We start from the raw sequence: 20,899 nt of genomic DNA, 5'->3' as shown, positions 1-20,899 counted from the left end.
AACACCTATGTGAATGCGTTTACGAAAGCAGAAAAAAAGAAAAATCTGGCCAGAGACCAGACCTTTTTCTGGGGGGTGCCGTTATTAAGCGCGAGGATGATAGGTAGAATAGATATCCTTCAGCCTTGCTTTTGTTACATGTGTATAGATCTGTGTCGTAGAAATATCGGCATGTCCAAGAAGTTCTTGTACAGCTCTCAAATCAGCACCATTTTCTAATAAATGAGTAGCAAACGAATGCCTTAACGTATGTGGCGTAAGAGGTTTTGTTATGTTTGCTTGTATGGCTAGCTTTTTGAGAATTTTCCAGAACCCCTGTCTTGATAGGCTCTCACCTCGATGATTCAAAAACAACATATCGGTTCGATTCTTCTTCATTAACTGACCTCTACCCTCATCAAGATACGTGGTAAGGGCATCTCTTGCCATTTTACCTAAAGGAACAATTCGTTCTTTATTTCCTTTCCCAATTGTTCGAATAAACCCCATTGATAAATGGATATCTTCCATTTTTAAATCGATCAGTTCGCTAACACGTAAACCGGTTGCATACAAAACCTCTAGCATGGCACGATCTCGTTTACCAAACGGTGTAGAATAATCTGGCGCCTCTAATAATTGTTCTACTTCTGCAGTTGAAAGGATTTTTGGTAACTTCCGCTCTGTCTTTGGTGTTTCTATATGTACAGAAGGGTCCTGTTCAGTAGCTTTTTCTCGAAGTAGAAATTGATGAAAGGCACGTATCGAGGCAATATTTCTAGCAACTGTAGTGGATGCTTTCCCGCTGTCTCTAAGAGCATAAAGGTAGTTCACAATATGCATGCGCCTGACGTCATTAAAAGAAGATATCTTTTCAATTTCGTGTAAATACTTTAAATATTGAGCCAGGTCTCTCCTGTATGCATCGAGCGTATTTTTGGACAGGCTCCGTTCAACAATTAAATAATGCAAAAAATCCTGTACCTGATCTTCCATTGCAAACGCTCCTTTATTCACCAATCTGGTAAAACAAATTGAGCCTTTCAAGGAAAGTGTGCTGAGTATTCGATTCCATCTGAACGACTTTCACCGCTTTTCCTTGTGGCACATCATAACGATGGTAATTCTGGTATTCTTGATTTACCCAGAGAATGCCAAAGTAAAATAGTAAAGTACATCCAGTAAAAAGCAAGAAAACTTTCATTGTATCTAACACAAGCAATAGACCCTGTTTCAATCTAACGCACCTCCATCTCTAGTAAAAGATATGCCAGAGATGGAGATTTTTATACATCGTTAGGATTTATAGGGTCATAAAAGTTGTTAAAACTATTAAGTATGGTTAATTGCTTGTTCGGTAGGCTCTTTATCTTCCTGCTTTTGACAGCGATAACAGATTCCATGAAACGTTAGTCGATGATCTTTAATCTTAAAGTTCCAATCGTTTTCAACTACTTTTTCTACATCTCCAAGTAAATCTTCCTGAATTTCGTCCACTGCACCACACTCAATGCAAACAAGGTGATGGTGAAAATGGGCAGCGCCTTCTTGTCTTAAATCAAATCTGGACACACCATCACCAAAGTTGATTTTATCAACAATTTTCAATTCAGCTAATAGTTCAAGCGTCCGATAGACTGTCGCTAAGCCAATTTCAGGGGATTTCTCTTTCACAAGTAAATACACATCTTCTGCACTTAAATGATCTTCTTCGTTCTCAAGAAGAACACGCACGGTTGCTTCTCGTTGCGGTGTTAATTTGTAGCTTTGAGAATGAAGATGTTTTTTAATTCGATCGATTCTGCTTTCCATGTCCCATTTCCCTCCCTCGATCGATGCCATTTTCATTATAAGCAGTAGGGAAAAGGGTGTCAAATTAAAATCATTATCAACCCAAAAACAGAATCATTCCTAGATGATAATGATTTTAATTTCATTTCATATCTATTACTGCCTTTATTAATCCTGGGGAGAGGTAAGCTTCAAACCAGGCGGCCACACATAAAACCCCTAGTGCACATAGGATCATTCCTGAAAATCTTAGAAATGGAGGAAGAAGAGGTTCTACCCGTCTTTTCATAAATAATTGTTTCATAAGTCTAAGTGAAAATGTTAAGGAAGCAGTTGCTACAACAATCATGACGGGCACCGCTAGGATATTTTGAGGGAACACAGAAACGAAAGCTAACATAAAACCTTTCCAGCTCATTTGGTTAACAAGAAATCCGACAGTAAAGCCCACAACGATCCCTTTCAGAAAAAGCATAACTAATACGATAGGAAGACCAATAATAGTAAGACCAAGAAGCCACATCAAACCGATATACTTCGCATAATGAGTGAGACTCTGCTGAAACATTTCAGAAGATGTTGCAAATTGTCCGTCGGATACTTGTCCAAAAAAACGACTTAAATAAACGGCGAGGTCTTCTTTTTGAGTAAAGCTTAAACTATTTACAATAACAGCTCCAAACACAATTCCCATCAGAAATAAAACAGCGATAAATGTGTAGAGCGATAACTGATCTGATAGGTGAGCGGATATCATTTGTTTTAAACGTCTACTCCGGTTCATTCGACTTCCCCCTTCATACCACCTTTGATAAAGTCTATGAATTGAGAGGGAAGCGTATGACTGATCGATAGATTATCTCTTTTAATAGATCACTTTTCCAAAAGTCCCCCCACCGCCTTGCTTAATATCAAGTTCTCCACTCCTAGAAAGAACAATGAGGTGAGCGAGTGTTTTCCCCACTACTTCAGCCAAATCACTCTCGGAAACATGATGGAGAATATTCATTTCGGTGCCAAATATCATTAAAAGTCGCTCAAAAGTTTTTGGACCAAGACCAGGAAGAAAATCTAAAGGTATGTGGTGAATGTAAGGTGGCCGTTCAGTTGACGTGACGGGAGAACTCAATTCTTGAATTCGATTCGAGACTCCTTTCACAACTTCCTGACCACCACAAGTTTCGCAAGGTATCTGATGAACAGGGGTGTGACACCTAGAACAAATGGTTACGTAATACTTACCGAGTTTGGGGCTCAAGCCAAAATTCGCTTTAATCCTTCTTCCTTCCTCATCGTTTAAAGCTTTCTTCCACTCGAGAAATGAAGCCTCTTTTACGGTGACAAGCTGGTATTCTCTGGCTATTTTTTGTAAAGAATGGGCGTCAGAATTTGTTAAATAGGGAAACTTGTGAAGTTCATGGATTTGGTCTGCCATTTTCGTATTTGAAGAAAGTCCAAGTTCAATCCCGTCAATTTGATTAAGATCAAAGACCTCACTCATAGACTGATGAACCCCTTTACCATAAACACTCTTAAATGGGGTGAATACATGAGCAGGAATAAATATTCCCCCGAGTTCTCTTGTTTTCTCTTGAATAACCACTGCTTTTTCGTATATTCGCTGTGAGCTAAGTGTAATATTTTTCATGCGGTGCTTTAGCCATTCTGAAAAATGTTTCATTTTTGCTAAATCCGGCAAATACACTAGTACGTGAATAGGACCATGACAATTTTCATCATAGATTTCAATTTCAGTTCCTAAAATGAGAGTAAGTGAACTAAAGCGAATTCCACCATCTCTCAATTCGTGAGCAAAGCCACTAACTATGGACTCTTCTATTTCAGCTATTACTTCAGGAACGTGACAATCAATCACGCCTATCATATCCAAACCTTTTCTTGTTTGTGCCTCTTTTAAAATAGAAGAAAGGGTCAAAGACTTAGACCCTGTTATTTTGACTGGTTTGTTAGACTTAGTTCTCCCGATATGAATATGGAAGTCAGCGTAACATGAATTCATTTCGATCGCTTCATATTTAAATACAGAAGTGCGTATGCCGTTTTTGCGTCATGGATTTCCTGTGTGACTAGCATCTCCTCCATTTCTTCTAGTGAAAGATGGAGCAAATCAAGAAATTCATCTTCATCAGCCGACTGATCTCCCTTTTTGGACAATCCTTTTGCAACGTACAAATGAACAAGTTCATTAGCAAATCCAGGAGATGTATAAAATGAAATTACCTTTTCCAGCTTTTCGCATGTATAACCCGTTTCTTCTTCTAACTCACGAACAGCCGTTACCTCAGGCGCTTCTCCCTGTTCAAGTTTACCGGCTGGAATTTCTACAATTGCTTTGCCAAGAGCTTTGCGGTATTGCCTAACAGCTAATATTTTTTCATCCGGGGTTTGGGCAATAATTGCAACTGCTCCAGGATGATCAATTAGCTCGCGCTTACTTTGTTTTCCATTCGGTAACTGAACATCCTCTACTCTTACGTCAATAATTCGACCTTCATAAATCGTTTCTGAGTGCAAGGTCTTTTCATATAAATGGTCCATTCGTTCATCATCTCCTGGTTCTAAAAATTCAAATCGATACATAAAGTCTATCACATAAGACAAATAATAGTGAAAGGCAGTATCGAACTATTTAGGAGGTTCTGGTTATGAAAGTTTATATTCAGCCGAATGGTGTAACAATGGTTGGAAAGCCAAAGCAAATTCAATTAATGATCAGACATTATATGAATCATTATGAAACAATTGAAGAATGGATCCACGCTCCAGCTGTCCGTACAAAATCACATCTTAGGTTAATTCAATAAATCAAAAACGCTGCCTATTGGAAGGCAGCGTTTATCATTTACCGTATTTCTGTTTTGAAAATATTTTTCATTTGTTGAAGAAAAACATCATGATGTTCAGTAAATGTAGCCATACAAGAACTTTGAGCAACGGTATGAAAGCCTCTCGCATAGGCGCCATATGCGGTTAGGAAATCACAAATATCTGTACATACTCCTGAAAGATGAACAGTCTTTATTTTTTTAGAAGTTAAAATCTCTTCTAATTTTGTATTGTAAAAAGCATCATATTCAGGTTTTGGGACATAGGTTACTTGTGCACGATTTTGATTTTCTTCAAACCACTCTTTCAATTCCCCGTACAATTCTTGCCCCCACGTCCCGATTACATTATGTACTGGCCATATCGTAAAGTGCTCATCGTTTTCTTCGTGAGCATCCATACAGATAACAACTTCTTTTCCTTCTTCAAGGAATTCATTTGCAAGCGTAATAATATTTGGAACAATTTCCTGTCCTACTATTCCTGAAGTAAGTCCTCCTTGATCATGAATAAAATCATTGCTCATATCAATAATTAGTAACGCTTCATTCGTCATGCTACCCCTCCTAATTCTCTTAACTATAGCAAGCGATCTCACAGGTGACAAGACACAGTTATTTAGCATATCATTGGCGAGAAACCTTCTCTCACGATACACTTAAGATAGACTTAATTAGGGGAGGAATGTTTCGTTATGAAAAGCAATCAACTTGGGAAATCAAAGCTTCACGTAAGCGAAATTGGACTAGGTACCATGTCGTTAGGTACAGATCGAACGAAAGCTATTTCACTCATTCACGAGGCGATCGATAATGGGGTTACCTTTATCGATACGGCAGACTTGTATGACTTTGGCTTAAACGAAGAAATTGTAGGAGAAGCTTTACGTGATCGTAGAGATTCTGTTGTGCTTGCAACAAAAGCAGGCAATCATTTTGAAGAAGGAAAAGAAGGTTGGTATTGGGATCCTTCTAAAAAGCATATTAAAGCAGCTTTAAAAGATAGTTTAAGACGTTTGAAAACGGATCATATTGACCTTTTTCAACTACATGGTGGAACGATGGAAGACCCTATTGATGAAACAATTGAAGCATTTGAAGAGTTAAAAGAAGAAGGTCTGATTGTCGAATATGGAATATCTAGCATTCGACCAAATGTCATTCGAGAATACGTAAAAAAATCTTCTATCGCTTCAGTGATGATGCAATACAGTATTCTTGATCGTCGTCCCGAAGAAGAAATGCTCGATTTATTGCACGACAATAATATCAGCGTTATTGCCAGAGGTCCTCTCGCTAAAGGAATGTTAACAGATCAATACACAGAAAAAGTAAAAGAAGATGGTTTTCTAGGCTATTCCAAATTCGATGTTATTGAAACAGTAAAGCAGCTTTCTGAGATAAAGGGAGATCAGCGTAATTTAACTCAAACGGCGCTAAGATATGCTCTTGCTCATCCTGCGGTAGCAACCGTTATTCCAGGGGCTAGTCGGAGTGAGCAGCTGCTTGCGAACCTTACCGCCCAAAACGCTCCAGCTTTAACACCTGAAGAAGTTCAAAGTATCCAAGCGGTATCAAAATTGAATGTCTACGATAAACACCGTTAATAAATAAGAAAGAGCACAGTCATTTGACTGCGCTCTTTCTACTTTCTTACATTTAAAATGAAGTTAAAAAGCTTCTAGCACTGGATCATTGATGATCAATTCTGGTTCGGTTGAACCTTTAATATCCTCAATACTATAGCCATTGGCCACTTCTTTTAAGACAAGTCCTTCTTTAGTAATGTCAAAGACAGCTCGATCTGTTATGATGCGATTCACTACACCTTTACCGGTGAGAGGGAGACTGCAAGAATTTAGAATTTTAGGTTCACCATTTTTATTAACGTGATCCATAATGACTACAATTCGTTTCGCTCCGTGAACGAGATCCATTGCTCCTCCCATCCCTTTAATCATCTTTCCAGGGATCATCCAATTCGCAAGGTCTCCATCCTTTGAAACTTCCATACCACCTAATATTGCTACATCAATATGGCCGCCTCGAATCATAGCAAATGATTCAGCACTATCAAAATACGCAGCTCCTTGCATAGCAGTTACTGTCTCTTTCCCTGCATTAATTAAGTCCGGGTCCACTTCTCCTTCCGTAGGATATGGTCCAATTCCAAGAAGACCATTTTCCGACTGAAGAACAATTTTTTTCCCATCTGGAATGTAGTTAGCTACCATTGTTGGCATTCCAATTCCTAGATTGACGTATGACCCGTCCAGAATTTCTTTCTCAGCACGTCTTGCAATCTTTTCACGAACTGCTGCTTTATCTACTTTCACCATTCTTAGCCTCCTATCGCGTTGTTAATCGCTCGATCTTCTTTTGCTGCTCCCCAATAATTACCTTCTGAACATAAATACTTGGAGTATGAATTTGATCTGGTTCTAATTCACCAATATCAACTAACTCTTCCACTTCAGCAACCGTTACTTTCCCTGCGGCTGCAATCATAGGGTTAAAGTTTCGAGCCGTTTTGTTGTAGACTAAATTCCCCATGATATCTCCTTTAAGTGCACGAACAAATGAGAAATCAGCTTGGATCGCTTCCTCCAACAAGTATTCTTTTCCATTAAAAGACCTTACTTCCTTTCCTTCTGCAATCGGAGTTCCGACACCAGCAGGCGTATAAAACGCTGGAATTCCCGCGCCACCTGCTCTAATCCGTTCTGCCAGTGTTCCTTGAGGTATAAGCTCCACCTCCAATTCTCCTGAAAGCACCTGTCTTTCAAATTCTTTGTTCTCTCCAACATAGGAACCAATCATTTTTTTAATCTGTTTATTCTTTAGAAGCAGCCCGAGCCCCCAGTCATCCACTCCACAATTATTTGAAATAACGGTTAAGTCCTTAGTTCCTTTTTCTTTTAATGCTAGAATTAAATTTTCTGGTATACCGACTAAACCAAAACCACCAACTAGAATAGTTGCTCCGTCCTGCACCTCACGTACCGCTTCTTCAAACGTCTCAAGTATTGGTTTCATTTACTTTTCCCTCCTACCATTATTAAGGTCGTTCAACGATCGTAGCTACACCTTGTCCTCCACCGATACAAAGGGTAGCTAAACCAAAACGTTCATTCCTTCTTTTCATTTCATGGAGAAGTGTGACTAAAATACGCGTGCCACTTGCGCCAATCGGATGACCAAGAGCAATAGCCCCACCATTTACGTTTAAAATATCTTTATTAAAATCAAGATCTCTTCCAACAGCAAGAGACTGTGCAGCAAATGCCTCATTAGCTTCTACTAAATTCATTTGGTTCATTGAAAGTCCAGCACGTTCAAGTGCTTTTTTTGTAGCAGGAACAGGACCTAGTCCCATAACGCTTGGATCTACTCCACCGCTTGCATTCGAACGAATAGTGGCTAGATAGTCGACCCCAAGCTCATCTGCCTTTTCTTTACTCATTAACACCACGGCTGCAGCTCCATCATTTATTCCAGATGCGTTTCCTGCTGTAACTCCACCATCTTTTTTAAAGGCAGGCCGTAGTTTTGAAAGCTTTTCAACCGTCGTTCCAGGCTTTACATACTCATCTGTATCGAATATAACGGGGGCGCCTTTTCTTTGAGGGATAGAGACAGGAAGAATCTCGTCTTTGAATAATCCCTTTTCAATTGCTGCCTGTGCTTTTTGCTGACTCCAGGCAGCAAACTCATCCATTTCTTCTCTCGATAAATGATAATGTTCACATAAGTTTTCAGCTGTTACGCCCATATGATAGTCATTAAATGCACACCATAAGCCGTCTTGAATCATGCTATCAACCATTTTTTGATCGCCCATTCTAAGGCCATCGCGAGCCCCTTGTAATAAGTATGGCGCCTGACTCATATTCTCCATGCCACCAGCTACAACGATATCTTGATCCCCTAGCATAATCGATTGCGCACCAAGGTGAATGGTTTTAAGTCCCGATCCACATACTTTGTTGATTGTCATAGCAGGTGTAGAGACAGGAATACCCGCTTTCATCGATGCTTGTCGTGCTGGATTTTGGCCAAGACCTGCCTGGAGAACATTCCCCATTATGACTTCTTCAACTTGATCCCCCTTAAGACCCGCTTTCTCCACCACAGCTTTAATGACCATCCCACCAAGCTCTGGTGCTGATAGAGATTTTAACGAACCATTAAATGATCCTACCGGCGTTCTGATAGCGCTTACAATTACTACCTCTCGACTCATTTCGATTTCCTCCTTATGTACGACTCTCTTCTACAATATTCTTAATTAATTCTGAAAACTCCTTCTTCATTTAAGAATTTCCATTATTCAAACGATTTTCTTGCAAGAATTCCTTAGCTTTGTTTTAATTAATAAGAGAGCGCTTACAAGAGAAGGGTGATGAACACTTTGCTACCAGACCGTGTCACGATTATTGAGGTTGGACCAAGAGATGGACTTCAAAATGAAGCAAATCAAATTAAAACCTCTGATAAGATAAACTTCATTCATGCCTTAAAACTAGCTGGAATACAAGAGATGGAGATCACTTCTTTTGTATCTCCTAAATGGGTACCACAAATGCAGGACGCCAGCGAAATCGCAAGCAATTGCCTGGATAATAAGAGAAATTTTGTACTTGCACCGAATCGAAAGGGAGTTGAAAGAGTCAAAAACACCGACGTAACGGCGATCGCACTTTTCGCTGGTGTAAGTAATACGTTCAATAAAAAAAATAGCAATAAAGAAACTAATGAGCTGCTAAATGAATTAGTTCCGATCATCCAAGAGCTAAAAACAGAAGGTTATTTTGTAAGGGCTTGCATTTCAACTGCATTTTATTGCCCTTATGAAGGAAAAATCGATTTGAATGATACGATGAATGTTTGTCGAAAATTTGTGGATGCTGGGGTAGATGAACTAAGCGTTGCTGATACAATCGGGATGGCCACCCCCGAAGAAGCAGACCTTCTTTTTCGTTCGCTTCTAAAAGAGGTTCCTTCAACCTTATTAACCGCTCATTTTCATGATACGCGTGGAATGGCTCTAGCTAACATTTATGCATGCTTACAGGTCGGCATTTCTCGATTTGATACATCTGCAGGAGGACTTGGTGGTTGCCCTTTTGCTCAAGGAGCTACAGGAAATGTTGCCACAGAAAGTGTCGTCTATATGTTAGAGCGTATGGGCATAGAAACAGGGATTGATCTAGATAAATTAATGACTGCACTTGACCACATAGAACCTCATCTCTCAAGACCTATCATTACACCTTACAGAACAATTTATAATAAGGAAAATGAAAAATTTGTTAAGTAACATAAAAAAATTATGGTAAACTTAAAAAGAAGCACACTACCGCGTGCTTCTTTTTCATCCTTTAACAATCGTTAAGATCACACTATAAATTAATGCGAGTACAAGTCCACCAATCAGAGTAATACGGTCCATTTTTTGACCCTTAAACAAATTGAGGATACCTTTTACTACCATAAAAACAACAAAGAAAATAACAAAATACATCAAAAATGTCACGCTAGTGAAGCCCCCTATTTTTTATCCTTTAGAGATATAACGCATTCTAGGATTAATAATCTCATTATCACTCTTGAGCATAAAGCATTGGTATTTAGGTAAAAAATCAATCTTCATTTCTTTATCAAAAAAGACTGCGTACTGCTTCTGAATCAGCACAGAGCGAAAATTAGATTCGAGCTCCATGTTATAGTTTCCCTGCTTCCTATCGTTCACTAATTGTGTTACACCGTTCACGACACAGCCACAATCTTCTAGGTCATATTTTAATTTCAAATATCCCTCCTGGTCATGTTTTAATTGTTCAATTGCCTTATCAGTAAAGGTGATTTTCATACTATCCTTCCCCTCTCTTCTCTTCTATAAGAATGTCTATAAATTCAATCGCCCAGTCACACCATTCAATCCAGGTTTTCATTTGTCGCCTACCATATTCGAGCGTCAAATATTCACCTAACCGGTCTTTTTCAATTTGTTTATCAACGGTATTTTCTTCTTTCCATTGGTTCATATGATTAAGGACCATTTGGTGATGGTCTTTGCTTTCTTTAAGAAATTGAATCGCCTCATCTTTAGGAATGAGGTGAAACAAGGAAACCCGCATGAGCTGTTCATTTTTCATTTTAGGTGGATCCACTGTGTGATGAGCGAGCCACTCAATAAGCATTCTATATCCTTTTCCTTCAATAGAATAAATCTTTTTATCAGGTAAATCAATTTGTGGAACGATTTCAAAGCTCACTAAATTTTCTTTTTCCATTTTCCCCAGTTCACGATAAATTTGCGTGTGATGAGCAGACCAGAAATGGATCATCGTTTCTTTAAATTGTTGGGTTAATTCGTATCCTGTCGATGGTTTCTTCGTCAATAATCCTAGAAGAGCATATCGTAAAGCCATAACATCATTTCCTTTTCAGCAATTTGCTTCTTCTCCATTATAAACGTGTTTACAAGATCTTTGCACATTTTCAGTAGTAATACGGTATATTTGTATCGGTGAAGGACACAAATTGAGCGATCAAAAGGCTACAAGTTGATAACCGCTGCTTTGACCCTAAGCTTCCATACAACATATTTCAATAAAAAAATAGCCAGCTAATTAAACTGGCTATTGCTATTTTTACTCTATTATTCTTCTGTATTTATATTCAATTGTCCCTCGGCAATCTTTCTTGACTCATTTCCATAAGAATCCTTTACTCTCACTTCAATCTTTGCTCTTTTTGCTACTACATTAGAAGTTGCTGTCCAGTAACCTTCGTAATGCCCTTCTGATACTTCCATCATTGGAAATTCAGTCACACTTTGAGGCATCATAGTAGGATTGACAAGAGGCATCTGAATTGAAAAAGTTGCCTTTATTCCTGGCTTACTATCAAATTCAATTTTAACTGATTCACCAGCTTGAAGATTTTTATTCTGATCTGGCTTTAAGTTACGAATCTCCAAATTTTCTTGTTGGGTATAAACGGTAATGGATTTCTTTGTTTTATTTCCTGCTTTATCTTTTGCTACAACCTTGATATTATTTTCCCCTTGCTCTAACAAGATGCGAAGTGAATAATCGCCATTTTCCACTTTTGCTTTTTTTCCATTCACCTTCACCCAAGCAAGATTTTCATCGTTGACTTCACCATTGACTGTTACGGAGCCTTTATTTGTTTTCCAACCATCTTTTGGTGAAGTAATCGTTAGTTCTGGCTTTTCTTGATCCAAAATAACAAGAACAGCCTCTGATTCTTCTGTCATTCCCCTGTCAGTCGAGGCACGAGCTGTCAAACGATTCTCTCCTTCGCTTAACTGAATTTCTTCTGAAAAGTTTCCGTCATTATCCGAAGATGTCGTCACCTTTTCTTCACCATTATTGTAAAGCTTTACCGTAGTAGAAGGTGCTGTTTCTCCTTCAACGAGAATCGACTTCTTCTTCGTATATGATTCATCTTTAGGAGAAGTTATCTTAGGTGCTGTTAACTCATAGTCAACGACTGCACGAATCATATAGTTTCCTTCTTCTTCAGGAGTCTTCGACCATGCTCCGCTAACATATTGCCAGCTACGATCGACGTATTCTCCATCTTCATCTGTTGCTAGACCTGGAGCATTTGGATTGGCATCCGCTTGAATATAAGTGAGATAGAAATCCCCCTCTACAATAACTCCTTGATCAGATAGATCAACCATTGTCCATTCACCGTTTCGAAGAGCTGTCGCGTCAATTGGACCAGCGAGCTTCTTGCCTGGCGCCCCATCCGGGCCTGAAGCATCATGAATTTCTACTTTAAAATTTGTCCCACCTGGATTTGGCCATTCTGTATTCCAGAATCTAAATAATCCTCCTGTTACAAGCGCTCGTTCTTGGCCATCTTCAAGTGACATTTTCACAGCCCAACCGTTCCCAGCATCATAGAACGCTCTTGCATTTTCTGCTGTGCCATCGTCATAACCGATTTCACCTGCATAGCCAATAAATGGAGTAAGCTCTGCATTTTGTACCACTGTCTCGTTAGCTTCTACAGTGACGTTAAATGTTTCGCTATAGTAACCGGCCGCAAGAACTTTTAACGTATACTCCCCTTCGTAACCTGTTAATGAATAATGTCCTTCTTCATCAGTTTGAACAGGGGCTATAGCTGCATCTTCTACTAATAAAACAGTTGCTTCTTGGATTGGCTCTCCTGTTTCGCTATTCGTGATTGTTCCTTCGATTTCTCCTTCTGGTATCGCTTCTAGAGTGAAGTCTGCTTCTGTCACTTCGTCATCTACAATGGTTACTTCCTTCGTCTCTGACTGATAGCCATATGCTTCTGCAATAGCTGTGTAGTCCCCTGCTGCATGTATCATAGAATAGCTTCCATCTTCCAAGTTCGTTGTTGCAGAGCGCCCTGTCTCAAGAATAGACACTTCTGCTTGAACCGGCAGAGCTTGAGGTGTAGGTAATGGTTCCTCTTGAACTGGATTTTTACCATTAAGCAGCGGTGAAGGTTTTAATTTATCAGGATTAACTTTTTCTTTAGCTTTGGCACTTGAAGATTTTTCATCAGGTTGAATGGAAACTTTCGCGCTCTTTTTCTTAGCGGCAACTTCCATTGGCTCCGATGATAAACTTACATCGTCAATATACCAGCCCTGCTTCATCACACTACCATCCGTCTCAACCTGAAAAGCTATATATATTCGTTGATTTTCATAGGCTGATAGATCTACCTCTTCGCTCATCCATCCATCAGAAAGGTTATTGTATTCTCTAAGTGCTTCCCAATTTTCCTGATCGGTTGAAATGAATAGATGACCATAATCATAGTTTCTTTCAAGTTCATACCACTGATTAAAGTGAAGATATGCTGCGCCGTCTTGTAGATCGATAGGTGGCATCATTAGCGTCATATTCGCACTGTTATCATAAGCTCCATCAAGATTTGTACCATAAACTTTTTCTCCAGAGAATGCTTCAGGGCCAACTGTCGGCGCTCCCCACTCCCATGAATTATTTTCTCCCCAACTCATCCAACCCGCTGGCTCTGATTCAAAGTCGGTTTCATAACCTGTAGTGATACCAGGAATAATGTCTACCTGGTACTCATCGGTTGTGACAACATGACCTCCATAGTCTTCGATTTTGAACCTGTAACTAACAGAAGGTTCATTGACAGCTTCACCAGGGATCGTAGCTTGATAGGTTCCAGAAAGATAATTCCCATCAACTCTTAAAGCTTGAGTAGAAGTCCATTCTCCCTCAACATCATATTCAAGCTCCACATTGGTAACGCTAACATTGTCTGATGCCGTGATTGTTAAAGGAAGATCCATACCAGCATATGCCTCAGAAGCCGCCTCATGTTGATAGGTTGGTTCTTCTTCATCATTACCTTCTTTCATGACCTCTCCTTTTAATGTACCTAGTCCACTTATAACAGAAGACACGGCGTCAAAAGCATTCACTAATCCATACCCATAACCATTATTCGGAGAATCAGGAAATTCATCATCTGTCAATGGAGTAACACTATTTAAAAAGATGTCCTCTATTTCATCGACGGTTAAAGATGGATCTGCTTGACGAAGAAGAGCTACAATCGCTGATACGTGAGGTGCAGCCATCGATGTACCGTTCCATCCCCCTTCGTAGTTACTACCTGGTACTGCGGAACGTATATTAACGCCAGGAGCTGAAACATCAGGTTTAATTTCATCATAAGGCGATGGTCCCTGTAGTGAAAAGCTTCCGAGCGAATCATTAATGTCTGTTGCACCGGTAGCGAACGACTCTGGATAATTTGCTGGTGTTGCGATTGACTCTGGTCCTCCTGGATTAAATAACGTTGTATTACCCGCAGAAAATTCAGGGAAAATATCGGCATTTCGCCAATTTTGAACCATTGGACGATACCATTCGTCAAGCCCTGGCCCGCCTCCCCAAGAATTGTTCACGACATCAGGAGCCTTCTCAGGATGAGGATTGCCTTCAGCATCCTTAGGAGCAATAATCCATTCCCCTGCTTCTAGAAGGTCAATATCTGATCCTCCTTCTTCGCTAAATGCCTTTACTGCAATCCACTTCGCACCTGGAGCAACACCGATTTGGTTTGAGCCATCCGGTTCAACTCCAACCATTGTGCCCATTGTATGTGTTCCATGTGCAATGTCATCATAAGGTGCTTCCTCGCCACTAACCGCATCAAACCAGTTAAATTCATGATCTACCCCTTCAGCACTGTACCCTCTGTACTGTTCCATAAGAGCTGGGTGATCCCACTGAACACCGGTATCTATGTTAGCAATGACCGTCCCTGTCCCATCAATCCCCATATTCCATACTTCTGGTGCTCCAACACGATCAATATTCCATTCAATCGAATTGGTCTCTGTAGTGATTTGCGCTTTTGATTTCGCTTTTGTTTTTGTTTTTTCCGGAGTTGGTTGAATCTGTCTTATTTCATTAGGTAGAATCTTCTCCACTTCCGGCAATGAGGCAAGGTGCTTCATTACTTTTTTAGTTGCAGTTACTGCCATCCCATTCACAATGTAAAATGACTTTATGTCTTCTGCATTACCTTTTTGCTCTTGATGTTCTAAGTAAGTGATAACCTCTTGCTGAGTTTCAATCGCCGTTGACCTGAGCGCATTAACAACTGCTGATCTTAGCGTGATTTCAGCTTGGAATGAGGTTAGTTTTTTTTCCTTTGCTGTATCTTTCGCTTCTTTAGCTGCTTTAGTGGTGTCCGCTTGTTCAGCGAATTTTATCAAAAATGTCACTTTTTCATTTTTCTCGAAAGCTTTGGTTACTTTCTGATTAATCCGATCGCTTTCTTTTTTCATTGATACGGATGGTTCGTTTCCAGCCTTTACTTGCATGGCTGGCTGTATGAAGCTCGTGATGAGGAGAATAAAACAAGCAAATAGCATGACAATTCTACGATTTCGCTTCTTCAAATTTCTTCCTCCCTTATTTGTAGTGGTAAAGCGTTCACTTCCTCCCTCCTGTGTTCCAACTTCAATTCCCATGCTATACCAGTATTTATCAAAATAAAATCTAAAATGACAAAATTTTCAGAAAATGAATCGAATAAACCATTGTACTTTTAATATAAAAAAATGACTTATTTCCTGTTTATTTCTTCCAAAATGGTCCGAAAGTTAAGCTTATAAAGCTTATTTCGAAAATAGGTCGATTCACCTATCATTTTAATTCTTAAAATACTGTTAAGGCTAAATAACTACAATATATTTTTCAACCTATTAATCTCCACAAAAAGGAGGATTTTTACAAACAATATTAGATAAACTTTTTTTTATTTATTGGAAATTCTATTAAATTTACCATTTTCTGCTCAATTTGTGTTCGTCAACCCCTAATCGATATACACAAAAATCCGACAAACTTCTCGACTTCGCACTCATAAAGACATAGTAAATTAGGATGAATTCCAACGACATTAAACCACGCCGTTCTTTTAGAACGACGTGGTTTGTTTGTATCTTTCTATGAACTTTTTATCTATACGATCTTTTAATAGCCAAGAAAGATGATGGTGAACTTGAATGTTCCCATATAATAATAGACCTTTCTTTTGTCCTGTTGAAAGAATGGACAAATAAGTACTATTCGGTTTAAACCGGTATCCGCTCGTTTCATTCATAAAAGCCTTTATATTCCCCCATAAAATAGCAGCTTGTCGAACAGCGATAACTCCTGCTTTAGGTAGCTCTGGATACTGTTTAATGGAGGCACAGTCTCCCGCTGCAAAAATAGCGGGATATTCTTTTACCTGAAGCGTATCATCTACAAGTAAGTACCCAGCATGATCAATTGGTAGCTTAGATGTACGAAACATTTCTGGAGCCTTTGGGCCGGTTAACCATAAAACTTGGTCGTACTCAATATCTTTTCCTCCTGAAGTAATTAAGAGATTAGATGTTATATTTGAGACCTTTTCCTTCGTAATTACAGTGAGGCCTTTGTTTTGTAAAATATTTTTGACTTTCATTTGAGCTTTCTCTGTAGCTTTTTCTAAAATCGTTGAATGAGAAATTAAAGTAACTGGTTTTTTTCCTTCATATTTCCGTTTAGCTGTAAGAGCCAGTGCCATTTCAACACCACCGGCTCCTCCACCAATAACAACGGGTTCATTCGCATTCCACAATTTATTCGCTACTTCTTCAATTCGATAATTGGGTTTAATGCGAAGGGCATGTTTCCTTGCACCAGGAATCTCAATCCCAGCAGTTAACGACCCAATGTCGATAGACAAAATATCATACGACAGAATATCACCTTTTTCTGTCAAAACAACTTTACTTTTGGCATCGATGGAGATAGCAGCCCCATTAATATAATTAATGCCACTTGCCTTTGTTAATGATGGAATATGTATGCGTATTTCTTCTTCGTGATATAATCCTTCCAAATACCCAGAAAACATTCCTGAATAATACTGGTATTCAGAAGGAGAAACGAGCGTTACATCTACATCAAGCTTCTCTTCTTGAAGTCTCTTCATGAGATGAAGGTGCGCATGTCCCGCTCCAAGCAATAACAATTTAGTCAAACGATCCCTCCTCTTATCCTTACCTCACCCATTTAATAAACTTCTCTGAGACCTTTGGAAGCCAACCGTCAAATAATTTTTCTCTCCAATATAAATCTGCTGCCTGATTTAAGATCGCCCCTTTTGTTGGATAAGGGTGAATCACGGTCGAGATATCGCCAATTTTATGACCATGTTCTTTCGCAAAAACAATTTCTTGCATCCAACTTCCCGCGTCTTCGCCTACAGCATGAGCGCCTAAAATATGTCCTTTCATATCCGTAATCACTTTCACTAGTCCATTTTTCTTTCGTTCTGCTATAAACCGATCGACATCCTCCGTTCCTACTTTAAATACGCGAATATCACTGTGTTTTTCTTTCGCTTCCTTTTCCGTCATCCCAAGGTGAAACACTTCAGGATCTGTATAAGTAACCCAAGGAACGTTGTCATAACTCACTTTTCTTTTTAAACCGAACACTGCGTTCTGTACTATGAGCTTTCCTTCCATTCCAGCTCCATGAGTAAATGGAAATGTTCCATTTACATCACCTATCGCATAAATATGAGATTGACTGGATTGAAGTGAGTCATTTACTGTAATATAACCATTATTACTCTCAACATCTGCCGCTTTTAAATTTAATTGCTCTGTATTTGGCTTTCTACCAACTGACATCATAACAGCTTCTGATTTAATCGTTTTTTCTTCCCCATTATGCAGATACGTAATCACTTTATACCCGTTCTCTTCTTTAATTTCCTTAGCTTTTGCTGTATAAATTAAAGAGAGTTCTTTTTCTAATTCTTTTGTAACGAGAGGAATGATGTCATGGTCTTCCTTTTTAAAAATCGATTCTGACGTTTCTAGAATCGTTACTTCTGATCCAAATCTTGATAATGATTGAGCAAGCTCTAAACCAACTGGTCCTCCGCCTATAAACACCGTACTTTTTGGAAGCGAAGTTAAATTAAAAATGGTCTCATTTGTCACAAAAGAAACGTTCTCAATACCATTGAGAGGCGGGATTTTTGGACTTGAACCTGTTGAAATGACGATCCGCTTTCCTTTAATCGGATTCTTGCCATCGATTAGTACAGTGTGATGATCTTTAAATGAACCCTTCCCTCTAAAAATCTCAATCCCTAATTTTTCAAACCGCTCATCACTATCAACTTCTTGTATCTCATCGATCGCTTCCTGAACACGCTCAATGGCGCGATTAAACCGCACCTCTCCACTTACAGTTAGGCCAAACTCTGCGGCTCCTTTATAAACAGCATGAACTTCTTTTGCAGCAGTTATAAAAGCTTTCGAAGGCACACAGCCAAAATGAAGACAGTCTCCCCCAAGTCCAGGCTGATCATCAATCAAAGCAACTGACGCTCCCATATTTGCTGCTCCAGCAGCTGCAGTAAGTCCACCCGATCCTCCACCAATTACAATCAAGTCATACTCTTTCATTTGTTTCATCTCCCTATCCTAGAATCTTCTTTGCTTCAGCTAACCTTTGAAAGGCCGTAAAAAGTTCAATTGCTAAAAACACCAGAGTTAAAATGACTAAGATGTTGTGAAATAAGATCATTGCCGTAAATAAGATAAATCCTTCTGTTCGCTCAGCCGCTCCAGCCTGGTAGTAAAACGATTTAACCCCTTTTTTCTCAGATACCGCCCCTACTGTAAGAAAGATGGTCATAGCAAAAATGATTGAGGTGCTAAGCAATAAGAGTGCCCACATCGCCTCTGGAAATCGAAAAGCAAGGCCAAGAATAACGCTTATTTCGACGACTCGGTCAAAGCTAACATCTAGAACGGTTCCAAAAGCAGACGGATTTGTTTTGCGAGCCATCGTTCCATCCACTGCATCAAGATATCCTGAAACCCACAATACAATAACCGCCAAAATAAATTGTTCAAAATAAATTAGGAATCCAGAAGAAACCCCAACAATAAATGATAGAATTGTTACCTGATTCGCTGTTAAACCTACCCTTAGTAGTAAATCAGCTGTTCGATCCATAAAAGGCTGAACATATTTTCTAGCATGAGTATCTAACACGACCTATGCCTCCCTATTTAAGATCTTCCTCAACAGCTGACCCGAAGGCTTTCCTACGAATATATAAACTAATCAACAATAGGAATAGCAAAACCGCTGCAGCGATTAAGACTGTAGAGAAATTATTAGATAAAAAGCTTGCACCTAAGAAATTTAAAGCAAGGGCACCTGGCAACATCCCAAGTAATGTTGCTAAGTAGTATTTCCTACGATTCACATTAGAAACGCCACAAACATAACTGACTAGATCAAAATGGAGAAAAGGGACTAAGCGCAACAGTAACACATAAAGAAAACCTTTTTCTGAAAGTCGTTTCTCTAGCGTTTGCCCTTTTCTTTTCCACGATTCAGGTAGGATATTCAAACCGAGTTTACGGGCTACTGAAAAGAAAAGAAGAGCGCCTATTGAACCACCTACAACAGCCAAAAAGGTCCCAAGCAATGGCCCAAATACAAGTCCACCACTTACAGAAAGAATAGAAGTCGGGAAAAGTACGAACGGTCTACCAATGCAAATGAGCAAAAAAATTAACGGTGCATAAAAACCAAATGAAGCAATCCATTCACGAATATGAGAAGGGCGAAAATCGAATACGTATTGATTAAGCAAATAGATCAAGATGATGAGTATTGTTAATCCGAGACCTTTTGCAATTGTTTTACCTGTCATTGAACTCGTCTCCACTGCTCATCCTGCTTCTTATATTTTTTCATATCTTCTCGCTTAGCAAATAAAAGTACGTTTTGACCAGCTTCTAACTTTCGATCTGCCGCGACTAGTATACTTCCTTGATCAAACGTCACCCGATAGCATGGTATATTATTTTTTACTGTTACTGCCTTTACTTTTCCTTGCACAAATACGTAGTCCTTTTCAGATGGCTTCTGCTCCATTGGAACAGCCGTTACTTTATGAAGTGGAATAAATCCCTCTTCTAAAGCAAGACCTTCTCCTATAATTTTTGCACTTTCAATTGAAGAAGGGTTCGTTACTACCTCATACGGTTCCCCAATTTGAATAAATGTTCCATTGTTCATAACAGCAAGTCTGTCACCCATTTCAATTGCTTCATCTCGATCATGAGTGATGAACAAAGAAGTAATATTTTCTTCTGTTAATAGTTCCTTCACTTCACCGCGAAGCGACTCTCTAAGCGCGGCATCCAATGAACTAAACGGCTCATCTAGTAGGAGGAGATCTGGCTTTAAGACAAGTGCTCTAGCAAGTGAAACCCGTTGCTTTTGACCACCTGATAATTCATGTGGAAAGGCGTTTTTCAATTGAAGTAACTTTACTTTCTCCAACATTTGCTCAGCCTTACGTACACGTTCTTTCTTTTTCCATTTTCTTCTTTTCAACCCGTACGTTACATTTTCAATAACTGTTAGATGCGGAAATAATAAGGAATCTTGAAACATGAGAACGACCGATCGCTCTTCCGGCTTCAGATTTACGATCGATTTTTGTTTCAAACAAATTTCTCCTTCACTAATGGCTTCTAAACCCGCAAGACACCTAAGTAGGGTAGTTTTCCCACACCCTGAAGGCCCTACGATAGTAAAATGTTCACCACTTCGCATATGGAAAGAAATATTTTGGAGAATCGGGATTTTTGAGTAGTATTTACTCATATTCTTGCATTGTAGTAGCTGGTTCAAATC

At 39.2% G+C, this 20,899-nt stretch carries 22 protein-coding genes; 3 read left to right on the top strand and 19 right to left on the bottom strand.

What is annotated here, in order from left to right; genetic code table 11:
* Positions 1-84: 84 nt before the first annotated feature.
* From xerD to PQ511_RS12230, 6 genes are all read right to left on the bottom strand, one after another.
* Entirely contained in the window at positions 85-975 is an 891-nt protein-coding gene (xerD, locus tag PQ511_RS12255; protein WP_273852193.1) for a site-specific tyrosine recombinase XerD, read from the bottom strand.
* Between the two features lie 13 nt (positions 976-988).
* On the bottom strand, positions 989-1,216 hold the full coding sequence (locus PQ511_RS12250; RefSeq protein ID WP_224591702.1) for a YqzK family protein: 228 nt from the start codon (positions 1,214-1,216) through the stop codon (positions 989-991).
* 95 nt (positions 1,217-1,311) lie between these two features.
* Positions 1,312-1,791, bottom strand: coding sequence for a ferric iron uptake transcriptional regulator (gene fur, locus PQ511_RS12245; RefSeq protein ID WP_224591699.1), 480 nt, complete (start codon positions 1,789-1,791; stop codon positions 1,312-1,314).
* 121 nt (positions 1,792-1,912) lie between these two features.
* A complete protein-coding gene (gene spoIIM / locus PQ511_RS12240) occupies positions 1,913-2,554 on the bottom strand; it encodes a stage II sporulation protein M (RefSeq protein WP_273852192.1) in 642 nt (213 codons plus the stop codon).
* An 81-nt stretch (positions 2,555-2,635) separates the two neighbouring features.
* Positions 2,636-3,790 carry an endonuclease Q family protein gene (locus PQ511_RS12235; RefSeq protein ID WP_273852191.1) on the bottom strand — a complete coding sequence of 385 codons (1,155 nt, stop codon included), beginning with the start codon at positions 3,788-3,790 and terminating at the stop codon, positions 2,636-2,638.
* Positions 3,787-4,329, bottom strand: coding sequence for an NUDIX hydrolase (locus PQ511_RS12230; protein ID WP_273852341.1), 543 nt, complete (start codon positions 4,327-4,329; stop codon positions 3,787-3,789). Before PQ511_RS12230 ends, PQ511_RS12235 begins: the two co-directional genes overlap by 4 nt.
* Positions 4,330-4,436: 107 nt before the next feature.
* Here PQ511_RS12230 and mciZ point away from each other — a divergent pair, with 107 nt between their 5' ends.
* On the top strand, positions 4,437-4,595 hold the full coding sequence (gene mciZ, locus PQ511_RS12225; RefSeq protein WP_226657272.1) for a Z-ring formation inhibitor MciZ: 159 nt from the start codon (positions 4,437-4,439) through the stop codon (positions 4,593-4,595).
* Positions 4,596-4,633: 38 nt separating this feature from the next.
* Here mciZ and PQ511_RS12220 read toward each other — a convergent pair whose 3' ends face one another.
* Positions 4,634-5,173: a cysteine hydrolase family protein gene (locus PQ511_RS12220; protein WP_273852190.1), complete on the bottom strand. Its 540-nt coding sequence runs from the start codon at positions 5,171-5,173 to the stop codon at positions 4,634-4,636.
* A gap of 138 nt (positions 5,174-5,311) precedes the next feature.
* On the opposite strand from PQ511_RS12220, the gene PQ511_RS12215 reads away from it, so the two are divergent.
* The gene (locus tag PQ511_RS12215; RefSeq protein WP_273852189.1) at positions 5,312-6,223 is read left to right on the top strand and encodes an aldo/keto reductase; all 912 of its coding nucleotides are present in this window, start codon (positions 5,312-5,314) and stop codon (positions 6,221-6,223) included.
* Between the two features lie 63 nt (positions 6,224-6,286).
* Here PQ511_RS12215 and PQ511_RS12210 read toward each other — a convergent pair whose 3' ends face one another.
* The 3 genes from PQ511_RS12210 to PQ511_RS12200 are packed head-to-tail and all read right to left on the bottom strand — an operon-like array spanning position 6,287 to position 8,859.
* Entirely contained in the window at positions 6,287-6,955 is a 669-nt protein-coding gene (locus PQ511_RS12210) for a CoA transferase subunit B (RefSeq protein WP_273852188.1), read from the bottom strand.
* 10 nt (positions 6,956-6,965) lie between these two features.
* Positions 6,966-7,652, bottom strand: coding sequence for a CoA transferase subunit A (locus tag PQ511_RS12205; RefSeq protein ID WP_273852187.1), 687 nt, complete (start codon positions 7,650-7,652; stop codon positions 6,966-6,968).
* Between the two features lie 22 nt (positions 7,653-7,674).
* Positions 7,675-8,859 carry an acetyl-CoA C-acetyltransferase gene (locus PQ511_RS12200; RefSeq protein WP_273852186.1) on the bottom strand — a complete coding sequence of 395 codons (1,185 nt, stop codon included), beginning with the start codon at positions 8,857-8,859 and terminating at the stop codon, positions 7,675-7,677.
* A gap of 159 nt (positions 8,860-9,018) precedes the next feature.
* Here PQ511_RS12200 and PQ511_RS12195 point away from each other — a divergent pair, with 159 nt between their 5' ends.
* Positions 9,019-9,936, top strand: coding sequence for a hydroxymethylglutaryl-CoA lyase (locus PQ511_RS12195; protein ID WP_273852185.1), 918 nt, complete (start codon positions 9,019-9,021; stop codon positions 9,934-9,936).
* A gap of 54 nt (positions 9,937-9,990) precedes the next feature.
* On the opposite strand, the gene PQ511_RS12190 is transcribed toward PQ511_RS12195, so the two are convergent.
* From PQ511_RS12190 to PQ511_RS12150, 9 genes are all read right to left on the bottom strand, one after another.
* Positions 9,991-10,152 carry a hypothetical protein gene (locus tag PQ511_RS12190; RefSeq protein ID WP_273852184.1) on the bottom strand — a complete coding sequence of 54 codons (162 nt, stop codon included), beginning with the start codon at positions 10,150-10,152 and terminating at the stop codon, positions 9,991-9,993.
* Positions 10,153-10,173: 21 nt separating this feature from the next.
* Positions 10,174-10,488 (bottom strand): iron-sulfur cluster biosynthesis family protein, encoded by a 315-nt coding sequence (locus tag PQ511_RS12185; RefSeq protein ID WP_273852183.1) that lies wholly within the window; start codon positions 10,486-10,488, stop codon positions 10,174-10,176.
* 1 nt (position 10,489) lies between these two features.
* A complete protein-coding gene (locus PQ511_RS12180; protein ID WP_273852182.1) occupies positions 10,490-11,050 on the bottom strand; it encodes a PadR family transcriptional regulator in 561 nt (186 codons plus the stop codon).
* Positions 11,051-11,280: 230 nt separating this feature from the next.
* Complete coding sequence (locus tag PQ511_RS12175; RefSeq protein ID WP_273852181.1) at positions 11,281-15,582, bottom strand: S8 family peptidase; 4,302 nt, start codon at positions 15,580-15,582, stop codon at positions 11,281-11,283.
* Positions 15,583-16,103: 521 nt separating this feature from the next.
* Complete coding sequence (locus tag PQ511_RS12170; protein ID WP_273852180.1) at positions 16,104-17,198, bottom strand: NAD(P)/FAD-dependent oxidoreductase; 1,095 nt, start codon at positions 17,196-17,198, stop codon at positions 16,104-16,106.
* A gap of 19 nt (positions 17,199-17,217) precedes the next feature.
* The gene (locus tag PQ511_RS12165) at positions 17,218-18,642 is read right to left on the bottom strand and encodes a dihydrolipoyl dehydrogenase family protein (RefSeq protein ID WP_273852179.1); all 1,425 of its coding nucleotides are present in this window, start codon (positions 18,640-18,642) and stop codon (positions 17,218-17,220) included.
* 13 nt (positions 18,643-18,655) lie between these two features.
* A complete protein-coding gene (locus PQ511_RS12160; RefSeq protein WP_273852178.1) occupies positions 18,656-19,237 on the bottom strand; it encodes a CDP-alcohol phosphatidyltransferase family protein in 582 nt (193 codons plus the stop codon).
* A 13-nt stretch (positions 19,238-19,250) separates the two neighbouring features.
* Positions 19,251-19,907 (bottom strand): TVP38/TMEM64 family protein, encoded by a 657-nt coding sequence (locus tag PQ511_RS12155; RefSeq protein WP_273852177.1) that lies wholly within the window; start codon positions 19,905-19,907, stop codon positions 19,251-19,253.
* Complete coding sequence (locus PQ511_RS12150) at positions 19,904-20,869, bottom strand: ABC transporter ATP-binding protein (protein ID WP_273852340.1); 966 nt, start codon at positions 20,867-20,869, stop codon at positions 19,904-19,906. Before PQ511_RS12150 ends, PQ511_RS12155 begins: the two co-directional genes overlap by 4 nt.
* Between the last annotated feature and the right edge of the window lie 30 nt (positions 20,870-20,899).

This window comes from Guptibacillus spartinae (assembly GCF_028610625.1).
Lineage (GTDB): Bacteria > Bacillota > Bacilli > Bacillales > Guptibacillaceae > Guptibacillus > Guptibacillus spartinae.
This window is presented reverse-complemented; position numbering and strand designations above follow the sequence as displayed.

Coding starts and splice junctions, on each gene's coding strand:
- xerD (WP_273852193.1), bottom strand. CDS start 975: ATGGAAGATCAGGTACAGGATTTTTTGCATTATTTAATTGTTGAACGG.
- fur (WP_224591699.1), bottom strand. CDS start 1,791: ATGGAAAGCAGAATCGATCGAATTAAAAAACATCTTCATTCTCAAAGC.
- spoIIM (WP_273852192.1), bottom strand. CDS start 2,554: ATGAACCGGAGTAGACGTTTAAAACAAATGATATCCGCTCACCTATCA.
- PQ511_RS12235 (WP_273852191.1), bottom strand. CDS start 3,790: ATGAATTCATGTTACGCTGACTTCCATATTCATATCGGGAGAACTAAG.
- PQ511_RS12230 (WP_273852341.1), bottom strand. CDS start 4,329: ATGGACCATTTATATGAAAAGACCTTGCACTCAGAAACGATTTATGAA.
- mciZ (WP_226657272.1), top strand. CDS start 4,437: ATGAAAGTTTATATTCAGCCGAATGGTGTAACAATGGTTGGAAAGCCA.
- PQ511_RS12220 (WP_273852190.1), bottom strand. CDS start 5,173: ATGACGAATGAAGCGTTACTAATTATTGATATGAGCAATGATTTTATT.
- PQ511_RS12215 (WP_273852189.1), top strand. CDS start 5,312: ATGAAAAGCAATCAACTTGGGAAATCAAAGCTTCACGTAAGCGAAATT.
- PQ511_RS12210 (WP_273852188.1), bottom strand. CDS start 6,955: ATGGTGAAAGTAGATAAAGCAGCAGTTCGTGAAAAGATTGCAAGACGT.
- PQ511_RS12205 (WP_273852187.1), bottom strand. CDS start 7,652: ATGAAACCAATACTTGAGACGTTTGAAGAAGCGGTACGTGAGGTGCAG.
- PQ511_RS12200 (WP_273852186.1), bottom strand. CDS start 8,859: ATGAGTCGAGAGGTAGTAATTGTAAGCGCTATCAGAACGCCGGTAGGA.
- PQ511_RS12195 (WP_273852185.1), top strand. CDS start 9,019: ATGAACACTTTGCTACCAGACCGTGTCACGATTATTGAGGTTGGACCA.
- PQ511_RS12185 (WP_273852183.1), bottom strand. CDS start 10,488: ATGAAAATCACCTTTACTGATAAGGCAATTGAACAATTAAAACATGAC.
- PQ511_RS12180 (WP_273852182.1), bottom strand. CDS start 11,050: ATGGCTTTACGATATGCTCTTCTAGGATTATTGACGAAGAAACCATCG.
- PQ511_RS12165 (WP_273852179.1), bottom strand. CDS start 18,642: ATGAAAGAGTATGACTTGATTGTAATTGGTGGAGGATCGGGTGGACTT.
- PQ511_RS12155 (WP_273852177.1), bottom strand. CDS start 19,907: ATGACAGGTAAAACAATTGCAAAAGGTCTCGGATTAACAATACTCATC.
- PQ511_RS12150 (WP_273852340.1), bottom strand. CDS start 20,869: ATGAGTAAATACTACTCAAAAATCCCGATTCTCCAAAATATTTCTTTC.